Source organism: Nostoc sp. UCD121, from assembly GCF_014222285.1.
GTDB lineage: Bacteria > Cyanobacteriota > Cyanobacteriia > Cyanobacteriales > Nostocaceae > Nostoc.
In genome coordinates this window covers 1-18,926 of the sequence record NZ_JACKZS010000039.1, presented here as the reverse complement: position 1 = coordinate 18,926, position 18,926 = coordinate 1, and the positions used below count along the sequence as shown (strand labels likewise).

Genomic DNA, 18,926 nt, shown 5'->3' with positions numbered 1-18,926 from the left:
CCTGATTTAATAGCTGTCTAATAAGGCTGCAATTAAGCGATCAAAGTGCTATCTTATAAAAGTAATGAATCAGTACAAAGATGACGCTAATCAAAGTGTCACATCTTCAGTATAGCCTTCCGGAGACGGCTAACAAACTGAGAAATGGTTGTTAATAATGCAGTATTTTCGGCATCATTACAACGATAAAAATGATGAAGAAAGCATAGCTTAGTTTGGGGTATAAAAACTTAAAAATTTCTGGAAAGCCTGATTGCTAAACTGTCAACAACACAATTATTCCAGTTAATATACATGAACCAATCTGCGAAAAGTTACTCACCGCTCCAAGTAGCCTTGATTGGTGGAGCGATCGCTACGACTGCTACGATGTCTGTATTCGGATCCGCTTGGACTCGTGGTGTCCGTGCCGCCTTAGCTCTACAAGATAGCCCAAAAACGATAGTTGACCAGGTGTGGCAACTGGTAAATCATGAATATGTTGATGGTAAATTTAATCAACAAGATTGGCAAGCAACTAGACAAAGCCTGTTGAGCAAAGACTATTCTTCCCGGGAAGAAGCATACACTGCCATCCGCGAAGCTTTACAAAAGTTGGGAGATCCTTACACTCGATTCATGGATCCCAAACAGTTTGAAGCCCTAACTAGCCAAACATCTGGGGAAGTCTCTGGTATAGGCGTTCGGATGGAAGTAAACGAAAAAACTCAGCGCCTCACTGTCGTCGAAGCCATAGAAAAATCTCCAGCACTGAAAGCTGGGATCAAAGCAGGCGATGAAATTTTGGCAATTGACGGCAAATCCACTCTCAAAATGAAAGTGGATGACGCTTCCAAGTTAATTCGTGGCAAAGCGGGTACTCCCATCAAACTACGGCTGGGACGAGCAGGGCAAAATGCCTTTGAATTGAAACTGACAAGAGCAAGTATTGAAGTACCAACGGTACGTTATACCCTCAGACAAGAAGGAAATCGCCGCGTTGGTTATATCCGTTTGCGGGAATTTAGCGCCCACGCCGCAGAGCAAATGCAACGAGCCATCCGCGATTTGAACACTAAGAAAGTTGATTCTTATGTCTTAGATTTGCGGGGAAATCCTGGCGGGTTATTACAAGCGAGCATTGAAATTGCTAGGATGTGGTATAATGATGGCGGAATTGTCAAAACAGTAGACCGTGTGGGCGGCACTGAAGAAACTAAAGCTAATCGCACTGCTCTAACAAATCGTCCCTTGGCAGTATTAGTGGATGGTAATTCAGCTAGTGCTAGTGAAATTCTCACAGGGGCACTTAAGGATAATAAGCGGGCGGTAGTCGTAGGTGGTCAAACCTTTGGTAAGGCCCTAGTGCAGTCAGTTCATGAACTTGCAGATGGTTCCGGCTTGGCTGTCACCATTGCCCATTACTACACTCCGGCGGGAACAGATATTAACCATAAAGGGATTGCCCCAGATGTCAAGCTAGACTTGACAGAGGCACAAGAGCGGCAGTTAGCTTCTAATCCAGATTTAATCGGGACTAAGAGCGATCCGCAATATGCCAGAGCGATCGCCATTTTATCAAATAATAACTTCGCCCAGCCGCCAGCAAATCAGCCCACTCGGCCCATGAGCCGCGCTGATAACCTGAAATTTTAAATTGATGCAAATGATTTCTTCGCAGGTGTTTATATAGTAGTATTCCCAAATCCAGATTTTTGGAGTTACGAAAACTGCTTAATATACCGTTCTAGGATTTCGGTTTGGGAATACTAGTTAGTAATCCCATCTCTCAAATCTCAGATTTATGAATCATCAGCCAGTTGATGCAACCACTGCCACCACTCCTTTACCAATGGTGTCGGTGGTTGTTCCTATTTATAACGGTGAGGCGGATTTACCAGAGTTAATCAATTGTCTGTTATCTCAAACTTACCCAAAAGACCGGGTAGAGTACTTATTGGTAGACAATAACAGTAGCGATCGCACTCTCACCATCCTCAAAACATCTGCCGAAAACTGCCCAATTACAATTCGCCCCTTGAGCGAAAACCAAATTCAAAGCTCGTACTCTGCTCGTAATACTGGGATTCGGGCTGCTGTGAGCGAAATTATAGTTTTTACCGATGCAGATTGTCGCCCACAACCTCAATGGTTAGATGCATTAATTCAGCCTTTTGTCAATAAAGAAGTGGTAATTGTCGCTGGTGAAATTTTGCCGCTACCAGGTAAAACTCTACTAGAACAACACGCAGACCGTGAAGAAACTTTGTCGCAAAAGCATACCCTTAACCATGCCTTTCGTCCTTATGGACAAACCGCTAATTTGGCGATACGACGCATTGCCTTAGAAAAAGCGGGTTTATTTCGTCCTTATCTTACCACTGGTGGCGATGCCGATATTTGCTGGCGGATTTTGGGTGAAAACATTGGACGTTTGGAATTTGCCCCGAATGCGATCGTTCAGCACCGCCACCGCGCCACACTTAAAGAACTGCAAAGCCAATGGCGGCGCTATGGACGCTCAAATCGCTATCTGCATGAACTACACGGCGTAGATTTGATGCGAGAAATTACACTTCAAGAATGTGGCTATCGTTTGGCACGTTGGTTATTGAAGGAAGTACCACGAGATATAAAAAAGGCGTTGGCGCAGCCCACCGCAGGCATCGCGAGTCAAGCTACTCTTGTAGATTTATTAAATACTCCCATTGGTTTGTTTACTGCGAGGGCACGTACTGCTGGGCAACAAAACTCCAAATTACCAGAAAATGCCAAGATAATTGATCGTCTGTAAAAATACTAGGGAGTTTGCCAGGATAACTGCAATTCTTTCCATATCAACATCTCATATAGGAACCCGCTTTGATTTTTGTTCGCGCAGCGTGGTGTAGCCATATTTACTTGGCTTAACAGACAACGAGAAAGAAGGCTCATTGATTTGTACCTAGCTTCGCAAAAATCATCAATATAATATGAGATTGTTGGCAAATTTAGAGAGAATCTAAACCATCAGATCCAATACATCTTAATTTCTTTCATTTCTGTGCGTTTCAACCCACTTGAGCTACTAACCCATAATTGATTGCAGCGCCGGAAACATCGCAAAATCAAGGCATTGCAGATGGGATGTTTCGCTGATAAACAAATGCTCCTCTCAGCCCAATTGCATTGGTTGAACCCTAGAAATTCACTAATTATCGAACTACTGAATCTATCTTAAGAAGTATATTTAAAAACACGGAAAGCAAATATAATATTATGGATAAACTATTACCTGTAATAAATTGTATTTAAAAGCATGTTTAAAAAGTTTCAAAAAATATAATTTTGTAGTTCTGATTTGGCTTGACTGCAACAAAAAATCAAGATTTTACATACAACTGAGATACCTTTCTGTGCTAACTGTGGCAGCAAAAGGCCTTTTTAAAACATCCTCTAATGAGCAATATGAACGTGGATGTATTTAGCCAACAGATAGAGAAATTGCACTCACAGATACAGAAACTATTGCAATGCAATACAACTAAGCCAAACTCAGAACAGGAGATCATAACAGAGGCTTTCGAGGAACTTAACACCGCAATCGAAGAATTATTGACAGCCTCCGAAGAATTAAAGGTAACACGAGCGGAAGTGGAGAAAGAGCGCCAGCGTTACCAAGATTTGTTTGAGTTCGCCCCAGATGCTTACTTGGTAACTAATATCGTAGGTACAATCCAAGAGGCTAATCATGCAGCAGCAACCTTACTGGGTGTCAACCAAAAGTATCTAGTAGGTAAACCATTAATTCTATTTATTGCTCAACAAGACCGTCAGTTCTTTCGCTCTCAGATGAACAATTTTCAAGAGCTACTGAATTGGGAACTTAACCTACAACCACGGGGTGGAAAGCCTTTCCCCGCGATGATTAAAGCATCTGCGGCGTACAAATTACAAGGGAAGCAGGTTGGCTGGCGTTGGCTGCTGTGCAACATCAGTGAACGCAAAAAAACTGAAGAGATGTTGCATCAAGCTTACGATGATTTGGAAATACGAGTAGCAGAACGGACAGCGGAACTGGTAAAAGCAAATCAGAAATTGCTAACTGAAATTACAGAGCGAAAACGAGCCGAGTCACAACTGCTGCACCTTGCGTTTCACGATATACTGACAGGTCTGGCAAACCGCGCTGCATTTATGAACCGCCTAAGCCATGCAATAAATTATTCAAAACGGCATTCAAATTATTTATTTGCTGTGCTATTTCTTGACCTAGATCGATTTAAGGTGATCAATGACAGCCTTGGACATCTAAATGGAGATCAATTACTGCTTGCTACTGCAAGTAGGCTACAAATATGTGTACGCTCTATAGATACAGCAGCAAGGCTTGGAGGAGACGAATTTACAATTCTGCTTGAGGGAATCCAAGATGTTTCAGATGTCATCACAGTAGCTGAACGGATTCAACAAGAACTGGCATTACCCTTTGAGCTTGAAGGACAAGAAGTGTTCATAACAGTAAGTATTGGTATTGCCTTGAGTTCAACAGTAGACTATAAACATCCAGAAGAAGTATTGAGAGATGCAGATACAGCAATGTACCAAGCTAAGGTGCAAGGTAGAGCGCGTTATAAACTCTTCAACTCAGATATGTATGCTAATGCTCTGGCAAAATTGCAGTTAGAAACTGATTTACGGCGAGCAATAGAACGTCTAGAGTTTCGAGTTTATTATCAACCGATTGTTTCGCTCACCAATGGCTCTATTTTGGGTTTTGAGGCTCTGTTGCGCTGGCAGCATCCAGAGCGTGGTTTGCTTAATCCAGCAGATTTTATTTCCCTGGCAGAAGAAACTGGACTAATTTTCTCCATTGGCAAATGGGTGTTGCATGAAGCCTGCCGCCAAATGCAAGCTTGGCGGATATGCCATGATTCCAACTTGCTAGAAAAAATAAGTGTCAATCTCTCACTTAAGCAATTTTCCCAGCCAGATTTGATTGAGCAGATTGGGCAGATATTACACTCAACTGGTCTTGATGCTGACACGCTAACAGTAGAAATTACTGAAAACGTAATTGTGGCGAATGATGACAAGATAACTACTACATTTTTGCAACTTCGAGACATGGGTATTCAGTTATCAATTGATGACTTTGGTACAGGGTACTCCTCATTAAGTCGTCTTTATAACTTTCCAATTAGTGTGTTGAAGATTGACCGTTCTTTCATCAGCTTGATGAGCGCAAATAAAAAGAATTTAGAAATTATTGAAATAATTGTCACATTAGCGCACAAGTTGGGTGTGGATGTTCTAGCCGAAGGAATAGAGACAAAAGAGCAACTAGCATTTCTAAGAAAGTTGAAATGTGAATATGGTCAGGGACATTTTTTTTCAGTTCCATTAAATAGTTCATCAGCAGAGGCATTAATAATGGCAAATCCTCACTGGTAAAGGTTGTTAAATAAAATTGGTTGGCTTTTTGGGCGAATTATTCTTACTCCCAAAAATAGCTTGCAGATTAATTAAATTAAGTTTGAATAATAACTTAATAAGAACAGTAGATTAGCTTGATCAATAGCAAAACCTGTAAAAAACTTGATAATATTGGGTTTATTCGTACTACAGATTTCTTTTTATCCTTAACTGACCGTGACTAACACAGTCTGAATCTTGTTGCTGTTTTAGATAAATTGCAGAAAACTGCACACTTTTAAAAAATTCAGTTTTTTCTGCTAATTTCTGGTAATTTAAACAATAAAAGCTAAATAAACATTTTATCTATGTGGAAAAATAAGAAAAGTAAAAGTAAATATCTTAAAATATTATTCTCCGCGCGTTGGTGGATGCAGATATTGCTGAAGGTTGGAAACCTCTGCAAGAGGCTAATTTATTTTTCTACTCAGCAACACCAAAAACCAAATCGGCATCATAGATTTATTCAAGTATTATTTTTGACAACTTTACTAACATGTCTTTTGTTTGGACAAGTCGTATCTGCACAAACTCCAAATGTAACTGCATTAGTTGAACAAGGAATTAAAGACTATGATGCCGGAAATTTTCACAATGCGGTAAAACACTGGAAAGATGCATTAAATCAGTATAAAAATAATCCTTCAGCTACGGCGGTTGTAAATGAAAATTTGGCGCGTGCTTACCAACAAATAGGAGAAAATAAAGCAGCGATCGCATCCTTATCAGCAGCAATTCATGACTATGGCGCTGTAGCAAATATCCAGCAAGTGGGACGTATGAAGTCAGAACTAGCCCAAGTTTACAGCAATTTGGGACAACCCCGCAAAGCGATCGCACTTTTATGTGGTCAACTAGCCGATAAAAGTCAAAAAATAGAATGCACTCCAGACAGTGCTACACAAATTGCCACCAAATACAACGACAAAAGCGGTCAAGTTGCAGCTTTGGGGATTCTCGGTGAAGCATATCGCTTAATTGGCAATTATGACCAAGCAATTAAATATTTGCACGTAGCACAACAAGTTTATCCAGCTTATGACTTTTTAGTGTTAAATAGTTTGGGTAATGCTTACAAAAGTCGCGCTCAATTGCGAGAGTTACAAGCAGATTCGGCAAATAAAGCTGGTATTTATAGTAAAGAAAATGAATTTACTCAAAAGTCTATAGAAGACTATAAGCAAGCTCATCAATATTTTCAGAAAAGTGCAAAACTCGCTACCGACCAAAAACAAACTTTAGCAGAGATGCGAGGATTGTTAAATTTAATTCAGTTGGGTTCCCAGACAAATAAGAACAAAGTTATTAACGATCAGGAATTTAATCAAAGCGTTAATGATGCTTTGAAGGTTCTTGAACTCTTACCAGATTCAGCTACAAAAGTCTATGGGGCAATTGATTTGGCATACTTGCAATCAGATGCTAAAGGAACTTCACCTTTTACTTACTGTCCAAATAAATTTATTTTACCCAATGCAGATGTATTAAACTTGCTACAGAAGTCAGTAACAGCAAGTCAAAATTTACAAGATAATCGTCTACTTTCTTATTCTAACGGCGCTTTGGGTCATTTCTGGGAGTGTCAACCAAAGCAAGAAACAGAAGCATTAAAATATACTCAAACTGCAATAGTAGCAGCAGATAACAAGTTGGGTGCAAAAGATAGCTTGTATTTGTGGGAGTGGCAAGCGGGACGAATTTTAGATCGACAGAATCGAAAAGAAGAAGCGATCGCATCCTATCAACGAGCATTTGATACCCTCGAAGATATCCGCAGCGATATTTTAACTGCCGAACGAGATGTACAATTTGACTTCCGCGATGTTGTGCGACCATTGTATCGTACCTTGGCACAGTCGCGGCTCGATTTGCTAGGAGTTGGTGCAATCGCCGATGAACGACGCGCCAAGGAATTATCAGAAGTAGTTAAAACCATCGATGCTTTGAAACTAGCAGAATTACAGAATTATTTTGGTAATGATTGCATTTTAAGTGCCTTGAATCCCAAACAGGTGGGAGAACTCCTCAAAGATAATAGTGTAGCCTTTAAGAATACTGGGTTTTTGAGTTCCATAATTTTAGAAGGCAAAACTGGGATGTTATTGCAATTACCCAATCAGTCCACTAAATTTAGGTGGATTGAAGACCCTAATCAAGAAGGTATAAGTAAAATAGTTAGCAGCAACACCCTACAGCAAAAAATTGCCGAGTTTCGCACAGGATTAGTTAAAGGACAAGAAGAATTTAACTACGATACAACAACTGCGGCACAGCTTTATGATTGGATAATTCGCCCCTTTGCTGAGGATATCAAGCCGGAGAAAGTCAAAACCTTGGTGTTTATTCAGGATGGATTTTTGCGTAGCGTTCCAATGGCAGCACTTTACGACAGCCAACAACAGAAATATTTAGTCGAAACTTATGCAATTGCTACAACCCCCAGTTTACGACTTACCACACCCAAAGCCCGCGATGGTCTCCGACCGACCGGAGGTTATCGCAGTACACAAAAAGCATTAATTTTGGGTTTAACTGAAAAAGCCACAATTGACGGGAAGATTTTTGATAAACTTCTTGCTGTTCCCAATGAAGTTAGCGCAGTTAAAAGTATATTTCCTAATCATACCGACCTCATTGATGAAAACTTTTCCCCTGAAAATTTTGAGAAAACACTTGACAAAACCACATATCCTATTGTCCACATAGCTAGCCATGCCCAATTTGGGATCATTCCTGAAGACACCTTCATTGTCACAGGCAAAAACCAGAAACTTACCATTAGTCAATTAGAAAACTCACTGCGAAACCTCACCAGCAAATCGGCTAGCGTCGAATTACTCACATTGACTGCCTGTGAAACCGCAGTTGGCGACGATCGGGCCACACTAGGATTAGCTGGAGTTGCATTGCAAGTTGGGGTTAAAAGTGCGATCGCATCTTTGTGGAGTGTCAGCGATCAATCAACATCCGAACTAGTCAAAACATTTTACAGCAACTATCGCAACGCTGGCATGAGTATTGCAGAAGCATTGCAACAAGCTCAAATTAGAATGATTCATGCTAAGAAATTATCATCTCAGGGGATGAATCCCAGCTATGACAATCCTGCGTATTGGGCACCAATGATTGCGATCGGTAATTGGCTTTGAAAGCCCAAATCGCCAACTCCTTTGAGGATAAAGTTGGCGAATAGAGGATGCACTGCAACGATTCTAGGTTGATAGCCGAATACTCGGAAAGTCACAAAAGAAGCGATCGCAAGTTTAGGAGAACCACATTTATAAAACCATCTCAAACTCTAATTGATGACTCTTAAAAAAATCATGAGTCAAATGATCCACCACATTTGTATCAGCTAATTCCAAATTATAAAAATCCACAGCTTCATGGTCAAAATGGGGGCCAGCGTGCCAAGTACCCTGATGTAGCTTGATAAAACAATTCCCCGGAATGCGAAAAGCGGCAATCTCTTCTAGTAATGGTTCATTCACATCATTATGAGGAGGACAAACAGCAATTAACCAATCCTTACCTTCCAAAGAACCCAGGCATTGAGTACATTGTACATGGCGAGTAATTTTGTGAAACTTTCGCCCTCTCTTCTCCAATCGCATGATATAAAATCGTGGAATCCCGTTTTGCAGGTTTAACTGGGCATCTTCCACATCGTAACTTTTGCCATCAAGACTAGCAAAAATTACTTGTCCATAACGCCGAAAGTTTTCAGAACTCACCCATTGCGCTTGCAATTGTTGCACTGTCTTTGATGTGCCCATATCAAATCTTTGATAAAGATTGCTTAGGTTTATTTTCCTCCAAAATGACCAAATTTTATTGCTCTAAATTGTGGAAAAATAACCTCAGCTAGCTAAATAACTACGTACTTGTTCCTTTTGTCGTCGGAGGAGACTGAGAGCTTTTTGCTCAATCTGACGTACCCGTTCTCGACTAATACCCATGCGATCGCCAATCTGTGCTAAAGAAAGTTCATAGCCATCAGTCAGACCAAATCGCAGGGTTAATATTTCTCGCTGTTGCGGAGACAACTTTGCCAACAAGTCTTGTAAGTCTTGGTGGAGAGATTCTTCAACAGCATAGTCTTCAGGAGAAGGGCCGTCATCTTCTAGGATGTCCTGCAATTCTGTATCTTGTTGTTCACCAACTCGCGCCTCTAGCGAGAAAGGTTGACGAGCTAAGTATAAACACTCTCTAACTTGGCTAGGTGTCAAAGATAACGCATTAGCAATTTCAGCAGTAGTGGGAACGCGACCTAGCTGTTGAGATAATTCTCGCTGTACCCGTTTAATTTTGTTCAGTTTCTCAAAGACATGGATCGGTAAGCGAATTGTCCGTCCTTGTTGAGCGATCGCTCGCGTGATTCCTTGACGAATCCACCAGTAAGCGTAGGTAGAAAACTTATAGCCAAGAGCAGGATCAAATTTATCCACCCCTCGCTCTAAACCCAAAGTACCTTCTTGAATTAGATCCATAAATTCCAGATTGCGGTGCTGGTATTTCTTAGCCACTGCTACCACTAACCGGAGATTAGCTTGAATCATTTTCTGCTTGGCTTGGTGGCCCTGACTTAACTGTAGCTCTAGTACCTCAGCACCTAACTCCACTCGATCTGCCCATTCTTGTAGTGTGGGTTCGTGGTCTAATTTCACAGCTAATTCTTCTTTCGCGGCTAATAAATTCATCATCAGCTGCACTTGTTGGGCAAAAATAACCTCTTGTTCGCGAGTCAACAAATCTACACGCCCGATCTCTTGCAGATAACTACGCACAATATCATCTGTAGCTCGAGGTTTTTTATCTGCGGCTAAACTTTTTTTCTTCGTTTTTTGAACTTCGGTAGGTGGAGATGTTAAGTTGCTCATGGTTATTTGCTCCTCTGTAACCTCATCAATTTAGTGGTATCAAGTCTATATATTCAGACCCATAGCCATTTCACACTGCTAATCAATCAATTGGCAATACTGATGAATTCTGGTCTATGATACATTACAAGTCAATTGTTGGAGATAATAAACCCAAAATCAACCCACCCCATAATAGTAACATTATCACTAGTCACAAATCAATTACCCTAAAGTATTATCACTATATCCTTTGAAATGATTCCACTATTTTATTCTGAAAAATTGCATATTTAGAAACACAATTATGTCTACTTAAATTATCCAATGGAGTTAACAGAAAAATGAAACCTTGGCCAAGCAAAGATTTCATCCCCAAAAGATAAATCACTAACAGTAAATACCAACACAATTCTGAATTGTTAAATCACAAAGTTTTTAAAATTCTCATGGACTGGATATACATCTATGTAATTCCCATTAAGTGAAATTAATTAAATATAAAATATCCCTTTTTTACTTCTATTTTTTATTAGATAATAAAACCATCTCAAACCGAGTACATAGCAGCCGATTTTGAAATATAAACGAATGCACTTCTCCTGCTCAAAAACAGCTTCCTTTAGGAGTCCGGTTCAATACTTATAATTAGGGATTTAGGATGACGAAGACGCAGGTATTTGTGACAATTGTACTTGTGTCATAATGCACGCAGACATCTGCATTGAATGCGGTATCATCAATTTGATTGCTCTTGGAAACATTTTTTGGAATAAAAGTGGTAACAGTGGTAACACTAGCACCAAGGATAGTACTTGGCAAGACAGTAGCACCTGTGATCGCTACTAATATCTTATTGAAACGAAAAGATTTGCATTTAGAGGTAGGTAGTTGATTCTTGCATAACATGCTTACAACAAGATTCTTTCCTTATACAATCAGTCGGAAATCATCGAAGACTACTATTTTTTGGGTATCTACGATTACACAACCTACTGGTGGGTTTGGTAAACATTCCGGCAAAGCTTTTCTGCTCTGAGCTAAAACAGAGCAGCCAACATAAATATATGACCCATGTTTGAGCGTAAATTATTTAGATAAATTACACTACCAAAAATTAGTTATCTCTGGCTCAAAAAATTTCTATATCAAAATTTAGTAACTGTCACACTAATACCAGAATCTAGTTTAGGAACCTTAAAATACTCAATTGGTTCAGTAGTTTGAGAACTTTGGGTAGTTGTTGGCTTCTGACATTCCTTAAAAAAAGCGTCTGGATTATTGATGAACTCAAGCGGACTCATCTTTTGGCATCCTCGTTCCTGAACTAGCGAAACTGATTCGGCAGTTTGTTTGGGATTATTAAGCTGTCCCGTAAAATTACTCCATGTAGTGGTAATCGTTGCTGGTTCCGTCAATAAAACTCCAGCCTGATTGCGATCGTGAAACGGCTCCTCTGGAGCATCAGCATCAACTGTTACAATGGGAAGATTCTCTTGGTTAGCATAGACACTCGGAGATAGAAAGAGTGCGCTAATTACAACCACTAAGGTGATAAAAGAGGATTTCATAATTCAATCTCTTGATGTCAGTCTAATAATTACAATTCGCTAGACACAAACACCCAAAAATAGCAGTCTAGTTTGAGTACTTCAGATTAACACAGGTACTATGGAGTATGGCTAAACTTCATTAAAAATATAGTGGAGTCTAAGTTTACATAGACTTTTATCCAAAAGGGGGTAGTTAAGCAATCCATCCTCCCTCTAACACATCTCAATTTGACACTACCCTGTTATCTATTTCCCGTTGTAACTGTACGAATTAATATTTCGTTACCCGTATTACTAGCCGTTTATCTCTATAGCGTGTTACCATACAGTTACACTGATAAGACAAAATCTAAACTGCTAGAGAAATCGTGGAAAGCGTATTTTGCATCCATAGCAGAATATAAACAAGGTGATTGCAAGTTTACAGGGGAACCTAAAATATTGGGATATAAACCCAAGTATGGGAAATGTGTTGTAATTTTCACACCTCAAGCCACATCAAATAACCTTCATCAGTCTGGGCAAATTGAATTGAGTACGAGTTATTACAACTTCAATACTCAACTCAGATAATTTTAGTATTGTCAATCCTGGATAATTGCCAAACTTACTGTTATTCAGAGTAAGAATTAATTGTTGCTAAAAGCTTTTAAAAAGCTTACGTAAATATCCATACAATCTTTCCAATTGTCTCTTTTCACTACGAAAAGCCTACCTCTGAAATCCTTACATTGCTTGTAGGCTGGCAAAATTGTATATTCCTTACCCTTAAGGTATTAATTACTCTCATATTTTCAAAATTAGCGAATGTGCAGGGAATATACGGGCATATTATATGAATTTTTTGTAAAGTTCTTCAATTAAGTGTTCTTACATAATATGATATTGAATGTTAGATTACTAATCAATAATTACATCAGTATCAACACAAAAGTGAGTTAAGCCAACAAACGAACACTAGCTAAATAAATTACGAAGAAAATTATGAATTATCCTGTTGTTTCTATCAGGATAGTATAAATCACTGTAAGTTAAAATCGCTACTTATTAAGCTATCTAATATATATGCAGCGAACAGGTTGTGCGTAGTTTAGTCGAATATATTCCGTAAGGCAGTATATCCGACAATACTTTGGTTTTAAAAGAATTGAACATTAACAAAATCATCAATATGATACAGCGAACACTAGCAATACGAAGTAATTTATAATACTTTTGCTCTAAAATACCGAGAAAAATCTACTACAAATACAAATAGTCATTATTTGAAAACTTTTTTATTATGACAATGGAATCTTTACCACAGTTTGAAGAAGTAAATATTCAGAAATACTTAGAAGTTATTCAACGGCGTTGGCTACCTCTAGTCGGAATTTTTAGCATCGCTCTTAGCTTTGGATGCTTGTATGCCTTTTCACAAAAACCTTCATACAAGGCAGAAGGAAGTTTGATGATTAAAACAAATCGATCTTCCTCACTCACAGGCTTACCGGACGACATAGGACGCTTGGAAGCTTTGAATATAAACGACAATCCCCTGGAAACCCAGGTGAGAGTTATTGGCTCAAATCCAGTTATTGACAGAACAATTAATACTCTCAACCTCAAAGATAAGAAAGGCAAAATGCTGTCGATTCGCGACTTAGCGACCCAACTAAAAATAGAAGGAATTAAAGGCACTGATGTTGTACAAATTTCTTATAAAAACAACGACCCTGAACTGGCTGCCAAAATCGTCAATGAAGTTATCAAAAGTTATATCGATTTAAATATCCAGGCTAATCAGGATGAAGCACGGACAGCCAAAGGGGTTCTTGTAACAGAAGTACCCAAAGCTGAGGAAGTCGTCAGGAGAGCCGAATCAAAGCTGCGGGTATTTAAAGAACAAAATAAAGTTGTTGTGCTGCAACAAGAAGCAACCGCAGCAGTCGACACAATTTCCAAGCTAGGAAATCAAATTTCTCAAGCTCAAGCTCAATTAGATGATGTCAAAGGTCGTTTACAACAGTTAGGCAGTGAAGCTCAGTTAGATTCACGGCAAGGTGTAATCGCATCTGACTTGAGTCAAGCACCTGGGGTTCAAAAAGTGCTTATCCAACTCCAAGAAACGGAAAGTCAACTAGCAATAGAGCGGACTCGTTTTTCACCTGAACACCCAACAATTACTAGCTTAGAAGAAAAAGTCGTAGCTCTTAAGAACTTGTTGAAAGAGCGGACAGGACAAGTCGCTGGGACAGCCCAGATAACAGAGGGAAGTTTACAGCTTGGGCAACTGCGCCAAAGCTTAATTGCAGATATTACTCGCGCTCAAGCAGAACGCGTTGGTCTAGAAAGACAAATTGCCACCCTCTTGCGACAGCAAGATGCTTTCATCAAACGAGCAAATAATTTGCCAAGACTAGAACAAACTCAACGAGAGCTAGAACGGAAACTGCAAGCAGCTCAAACAACTTACGAAACCCTCTTAAAGAAACGCCAAGAAATCGATATTGCACAGAACCAAAAGATTGCTAATGCTCGTGTTATTTCTCTAGCTTTAGTCCCCGATAAAGCCGAAGGGCCTCGCAAAATCCTGTTTATTGTTGGTGGAGGAGCAGTTGGTCTTTTCTTGGGTATCATTGTCGCCTTTAGTTTAGACTTGATAGACCGCTCAGTGAAGACAGTGAAAGAGGCTAAAGAAGTCTTGAAATATACTGTTTTAGGAGTAATTCCTACACAGAGCAAAAATCCTAAAGCTCATTCTTCCATAGCAGGAATTGATAGACCCATTCCCAAAATTATTGGCAGAGATATTCCTTATTTCCCTCTTGGTAACGCCTACCAGATACTCCAAGTAAACTTGAAGTTCCTTCGTTCTGATAAACCGCTCAAAAGCATTGTAATCACAAGTTCTGTTGGCAAAGAAGGAAAGTCTGACGTATCTGCAAATTTAGCTGTGACAATGGCTCAAGCGGGTCGTCGAGTTTTACTAGTGGATGCAGATATGCGTAACCCCATACAGCATCATGTCTGGGGTCTAAACAATACAGATGGACTAAGTAATGTCATTGTTGGTCAAGTTTCTTTAGATGCAGTTGTTCAAGAAGTGATGCCTAATCTAGAAGTTCTTACTTCTGGAGTTTTGCCTCCCAATCCAGTAGCTCTGCTAGATTCTCAACGGATGGCAACATTGATAAGTAACTTTACTAGAGATTACGACTTGGTTATTTTTGATACGCCGCCTCTCTCAGGAATAGCAGATGCTGCTGTTTTAAGCACCCTTACGGACGGTATCCTATTAGTCGTTCGCCCTGGAGTAGTTGACTTGAACAGTGCCAATGCAGCTAAAGAATTTTTAAATCAGTCAGGTCAGAAGGTATTAGGGATAGTCATTAATGGTGTGAATATTAAAAATGAGTCTAATAATTATTTGCCTGAAAGCAAAAAACGAGAAATTAAAGAAGATTTAGTATCTAGCAGTTTAACCAAATTTACCAAAGAGCATTAATCGTATAAATGTCACTGCAAGTATCTTAATTTATTCTTTTTGCATTTGGGAGACATTCTATATGGATAAAAACAAAATAAAAACATCTTGTTTAATTAATAACTACAATTATGCTGAATTTATTTCAGACGCAATTGATAGTGCTTTAAATCAAACGGTTAAATTTGATGAGATTATTGTTGTTGATGACGCATCAACAGATAATTCTGCGGAAGTCCTTTCTAGATTTACTCAAATCGAGAATGTTAAATGTATCTTCAAAGAAAAAAATCAAGGACAATTATCATCCTTTAACGAAGGTTTTTTGGCTGCAACTGGAGAGATTATATTTTTTTTAGATGCCGATGACATTTATGAACCTCAATATTTAGAAACTGCCCTAAATTTTTATAAGAGACGTAGTGAATGTGACTTCTTATTTTGTGCATATAAAAAATTTGGGGCAGAAGAAGGAATATTTCAAGCTGATGCAGTTGATTTAGATTTGGGTTATTCAGTAATCCGAACTTTATGCAATGGTGAATGGATTGGCTCCATAACTTCAACATTGTCAATACGTCGAGAAATAATTAGAAAATTTTTACCTATTCCAAAGACAGAAGATTGGTGTGTAAGGGCTGATGATTGCCTGGTATGGGGAGCTTCTTTGGTAGGGGCTAAAAAGTTTTATATGTCTAATCCTTTAGTGATGTATAGAATACATCAGAATAACCAGTATCATAATAAGAGATTTTTAAATATAGACAAAAACTATGAATATAAAAGATTTTGGAAACGCAATTCTTTATTTAATTACATTATTCAAAAAAACCATTTTAGCCTACCATTATTATTGGCTTTCACCTCTCTTGATGAGCTAAAAACAATACCATCTCCAAAACTTCAAGATTTTATTTCATATTTGAAAATAATATTTTTATTTGAATCTAATATTTATTGGAAAATTAAGGGCATTGTTTTATTATTCAACTACTTTTTAAAAATCTTGATGGCTGGGAAATTAAAAAATAGTAGCCAATGATTATCTAAAATACTAATTTAATTCAATCTATTTTGATGAATTGAGCAAGTAGTAAAAATTTGCATATTGTTATAGAAAGTATCACATGGTTAAACAAAGTAATGCTAAGTAAATTAAGACTTAAAAGTTTATCGCAATTAAAATCTCGTTCTGGGTTACGTGCAATTATTGCTAATACAGGCTGGTTGTTTGCTGACCGCATTCTACGTATGGGTGCAAGCTTGGTAGTAGGAGTATGGGTAGCACGCTATTTAGGGGTACAGCAATATGGTCTATTTAACTATGTTTTAGCCTTTGTTAGCTTATTTAGTCCGATTTTTACTCTTGGACTAGACGATGTAGTAGTTCGCCATATTGTCCGTCAATCATCAAACAAAGAGGAAATTTTAGGAACCACTTTTTGGCTAAAGTTGCTCGGTGGAATTGCCTCTGTCTTATTGGCGGTTGGCAGTATGTTCTTCTTAGGTGAGCATGAAACACTGAAGATAGGGCTAGTTGCAATTTTAGGAATGGCAGGGATTTTTAGGGCGGCTGATACTATTGAACTGTGGTTTCAATCACAGGTGCAGTCAAAATACAGTGTAATCGCTAAGAATATAGCTTTTCTGCTAAATACTCTCATCAAAATAGCACTAATTTTAACAAAAGCACCATTGTTAGCTTTTGCCTGGGTAACATTAGCAGAATTTGCAATGAGTGCAATTGGCTTGCTGATTGTTTACCAAGCCAGAGGTACCTCAGTGTGGTTATGGCGTTGGAACTTTACTGCTGCAAAAATTCTTTTGAAAGAGAGCTTACCTCTGATTTTTTCGGGGTTCGCCATCATGATTTTTATGAGAATTGATCAGGTAATGTTAGGTCAAATGATCGGAGATAAGGAGGTTGGAATTTATTCTGCTGCGGTTCGTGTTTCTGAAATTTGGTATTTTATTCCGGCGGCTATTGTCTCTTCGGTTGGTCCATCAATTTACGCAGCTAAGGAAAAATCAGAAAGCCTTTATTATCAGCGAATAGGAAAATTACTCCGTCTCCTCACATATATATCTTTTGCAATTGCTCTGCCAATGACATTTCTATCTGACAAGATAATTATGGTGATGTTTGGAAGTGGATATGCACAAGCAGGGCCAATATTAGCAGTTCATATTTGGACTTCTTTGTTTGTATTTATGGGTCTTGCAACATCACCGTGGTTTATTGCTGAAAGTTTGAATCATGTTTCTTTAGGTAAAACTTTATTTGGGGCCATATTGAATATTATTCTTAATCTATTGCTAATTCCTAAATATGCAGGATTTGGTGCTGCGATCGCAACAATAATATCTCAAGCTTCTGCTGCTTTTCTATGCAATGCATTTGATAAAAGAACGCAAAAAATATTCAAAATTCAGATGCGATCGCTACTTCCTTTTTATAAATTTTGATTATCTACTATCTTTAGCCTTTATCTATAAATTAACATTAGCAAAATTAATCCAATATGCAAACACCAATAACTTTTATTATTTTTAATCGCCCACAAAAAACAGAGAAAGTTTTTGAAGCTATTCGCCAAGCCAAGCCAAAAAAGCTTTTTGTCATTGCAGATGGCCCTCGCAGCAACCGCGAAGGGGAGGTAGAGAAATGTGAAGAAACTAGGGCAATTATTGAGAGAGTTGATTGGGAATGTGAAGTTATTAAGAATTATGCTGATATCAACTTAGGTTGTGCGAAACGAGTATCTAGTGGTTTAGATTGGGTATTTAATAATGTTGAAGAGACAATTATTTTAGAAGACGATTGTATACCTCACCCGACTTTTTTCAGATTTAGTGAAGAACTACTGGAAAAATATAGGTATGATACTAGAATTGGCACCATATCTGCCCAAAATGTTCAATTTGGACGAAAACGTACAAATTACAGTTACTATTTTTCTCGTTATAACCACTGCTGGGGTTGGGCAAGTTGGAGACGTGCTTGGCAACATTATGATTTGACTATGAAACTCTGGAAAGAGGTGCAAGCAGAAAACCTTTTACATGACATTCTTATAGATACAAAAGCAGTAAATTATTGGCGACGAATATTTCAGTCTATTTATAACAATCCCACAGGTATAACTTGGGATTATCAATGGACATTTGCTTGCTGGATGCAGGGTAGCTTAAGCATTATTCCCAATGTCAATTTAATTTCTAATGTTGGTGTTGGTGCAGATGCAACTCATTTCAATTCCAAGCAAGAATTTTCTTTCATTAATATGTCGATGGAAGCGATAGAATTTCCCTTAAAGCATCCACCGTTTATTGTGAGGAATATAGAGGCAGATATTTTTACGCAGAAAACAGTCTATAAAGCAACTGCATTGGATATTTTTAAAGAAGAATTGAAGAAAAAATTAAATTATTCAACAGTCAAAAAATAGTAACCCAACTAGTAAAATAATAGACAGATTAAATGTCAGAAATTAAGGTAAAATTAACAGAAAAAATATTAACTGTTTTACTATTACTCATTACTGTAGGGGCATTGACCATACACCCTGCACAAGAGATTTCTATATCTACCCTTGGAGGCGATAAGCTAGATAC

The 18,926-nt window shown here is 38.5% G+C and carries 13 protein-coding genes; 8 read left to right on the top strand and 5 right to left on the bottom strand.

Annotation, left to right across the window (positions count from 1 at the left end):
* The first annotated feature begins 294 nt into the window (after positions 1 to 294).
* The 4 genes from ctpB to GNF10_RS11120 all read left to right on the top strand — a co-directional run bounded on the left by ctpB (position 295) and on the right by GNF10_RS11120 (position 8,582).
* Positions 295 to 1,635: a carboxyl-terminal processing protease CtpB gene (gene ctpB, locus GNF10_RS11135; protein WP_185587835.1), complete on the top strand. Its 1,341-nt coding sequence runs from the start codon at positions 295 to 297 to the stop codon at positions 1,633 to 1,635.
* A gap of 148 nt (positions 1,636 to 1,783) precedes the next feature.
* The gene (locus tag GNF10_RS11130) at positions 1,784 to 2,773 is read left to right on the top strand and encodes a glycosyltransferase family 2 protein (RefSeq protein ID WP_185587833.1); all 990 of its coding nucleotides are present in this window, start codon (positions 1,784 to 1,786) and stop codon (positions 2,771 to 2,773) included.
* A gap of 644 nt (positions 2,774 to 3,417) precedes the next feature.
* Positions 3,418 to 5,412, top strand: coding sequence for an EAL domain-containing protein (locus GNF10_RS11125; RefSeq protein ID WP_260446296.1), 1,995 nt, complete (start codon positions 3,418 to 3,420; stop codon positions 5,410 to 5,412).
* Positions 5,413 to 5,936: 524 nt separating this feature from the next.
* Entirely contained in the window at positions 5,937 to 8,582 is a 2,646-nt protein-coding gene (locus GNF10_RS11120) for a CHAT domain-containing protein (protein WP_311774149.1), read from the top strand.
* Here the strand turns inward: GNF10_RS11120 and GNF10_RS11115 are convergent.
* The 5 genes from GNF10_RS11115 to GNF10_RS11095 all read right to left on the bottom strand — a co-directional run bounded on the left by GNF10_RS11115 (position 8,528) and on the right by GNF10_RS11095 (position 11,863).
* On the bottom strand, positions 8,528 to 8,728 hold the full coding sequence (locus GNF10_RS11115; protein WP_185592633.1) for a hypothetical protein: 201 nt from the start codon (positions 8,726 to 8,728) through the stop codon (positions 8,528 to 8,530). The two genes, GNF10_RS11120 and GNF10_RS11115, sit on opposite strands and share 55 nt — an antisense overlap.
* Positions 8,712 to 9,209, bottom strand: coding sequence for an ureidoglycolate lyase (locus tag GNF10_RS11110; protein WP_185587828.1), 498 nt, complete (start codon positions 9,207 to 9,209; stop codon positions 8,712 to 8,714). The genes GNF10_RS11115 and GNF10_RS11110 overlap by 17 nt, the downstream gene beginning before the upstream one ends.
* Before the next feature lie 84 nt (positions 9,210 to 9,293).
* On the bottom strand, positions 9,294 to 10,313 hold the full coding sequence (locus GNF10_RS11105) for an RNA polymerase sigma factor, RpoD/SigA family (protein ID WP_012408212.1): 1,020 nt from the start codon (positions 10,311 to 10,313) through the stop codon (positions 9,294 to 9,296).
* A 627-nt stretch (positions 10,314 to 10,940) separates the two neighbouring features.
* On the bottom strand, positions 10,941 to 11,201 hold the full coding sequence (locus GNF10_RS11100; protein ID WP_185581572.1) for a DUF3172 domain-containing protein: 261 nt from the start codon (positions 11,199 to 11,201) through the stop codon (positions 10,941 to 10,943).
* Positions 11,202 to 11,440: 239 nt separating this feature from the next.
* Positions 11,441 to 11,863 (bottom strand): hypothetical protein, encoded by a 423-nt coding sequence (locus GNF10_RS11095; protein WP_185581573.1) that lies wholly within the window; start codon positions 11,861 to 11,863, stop codon positions 11,441 to 11,443.
* A 1,264-nt stretch (positions 11,864 to 13,127) separates the two neighbouring features.
* Here GNF10_RS11095 and GNF10_RS11090 point away from each other — a divergent pair.
* The 4 genes from GNF10_RS11090 (at position 13,128) to GNF10_RS11075 (ending at position 18,760) form a co-directional block, all read left to right on the top strand.
* On the top strand, positions 13,128 to 15,332 hold the full coding sequence (locus tag GNF10_RS11090) for a polysaccharide biosynthesis tyrosine autokinase (protein ID WP_185581644.1): 2,205 nt from the start codon (positions 13,128 to 13,130) through the stop codon (positions 15,330 to 15,332).
* A gap of 61 nt (positions 15,333 to 15,393) precedes the next feature.
* The gene (locus GNF10_RS11085) at positions 15,394 to 16,353 is read left to right on the top strand and encodes a glycosyltransferase family 2 protein (RefSeq protein ID WP_185607155.1); all 960 of its coding nucleotides are present in this window, start codon (positions 15,394 to 15,396) and stop codon (positions 16,351 to 16,353) included.
* A 101-nt stretch (positions 16,354 to 16,454) separates the two neighbouring features.
* Entirely contained in the window at positions 16,455 to 17,777 is a 1,323-nt protein-coding gene (locus GNF10_RS11080; RefSeq protein WP_185593218.1) for a flippase, read from the top strand.
* 56 nt (positions 17,778 to 17,833) lie between these two features.
* Positions 17,834 to 18,760, top strand: coding sequence for a glycosyltransferase family 2 protein (locus tag GNF10_RS11075; RefSeq protein ID WP_185607154.1), 927 nt, complete (start codon positions 17,834 to 17,836; stop codon positions 18,758 to 18,760).
* Positions 18,761 to 18,926: the final 166 nt, after the last annotated feature.

What these genes read in the sequence shown, in the direction of transcription:
- ctpB (WP_185587835.1), top strand. Translation starts at nt 295, where the DNA reads ATGAACCAATCTGCGAAAAGTTACTCACCGCTCCAAGTAGCCTTGATT.
- GNF10_RS11130 (WP_185587833.1), top strand. Translation starts at nt 1,784, where the DNA reads ATGAATCATCAGCCAGTTGATGCAACCACTGCCACCACTCCTTTACCA.
- GNF10_RS11125 (WP_260446296.1), top strand. Translation starts at nt 3,418, where the DNA reads ATGAGCAATATGAACGTGGATGTATTTAGCCAACAGATAGAGAAATTG.
- GNF10_RS11110 (WP_185587828.1), bottom strand. Translation starts at nt 9,209, where the DNA reads ATGGGCACATCAAAGACAGTGCAACAATTGCAAGCGCAATGGGTGAGT.
- GNF10_RS11105 (WP_012408212.1), bottom strand. Translation starts at nt 10,313, where the DNA reads ATGAGCAACTTAACATCTCCACCTACCGAAGTTCAAAAAACGAAGAAA.
- GNF10_RS11100 (WP_185581572.1), bottom strand. Translation starts at nt 11,201, where the DNA reads ATGTTATGCAAGAATCAACTACCTACCTCTAAATGCAAATCTTTTCGT.
- GNF10_RS11095 (WP_185581573.1), bottom strand. Translation starts at nt 11,863, where the DNA reads ATGAAATCCTCTTTTATCACCTTAGTGGTTGTAATTAGCGCACTCTTT.
- GNF10_RS11090 (WP_185581644.1), top strand. Translation starts at nt 13,128, where the DNA reads ATGACAATGGAATCTTTACCACAGTTTGAAGAAGTAAATATTCAGAAA.
- GNF10_RS11085 (WP_185607155.1), top strand. Translation starts at nt 15,394, where the DNA reads ATGGATAAAAACAAAATAAAAACATCTTGTTTAATTAATAACTACAAT.
- GNF10_RS11080 (WP_185593218.1), top strand. Translation starts at nt 16,455, where the DNA reads ATGCTAAGTAAATTAAGACTTAAAAGTTTATCGCAATTAAAATCTCGT.
- GNF10_RS11075 (WP_185607154.1), top strand. Translation starts at nt 17,834, where the DNA reads ATGCAAACACCAATAACTTTTATTATTTTTAATCGCCCACAAAAAACA.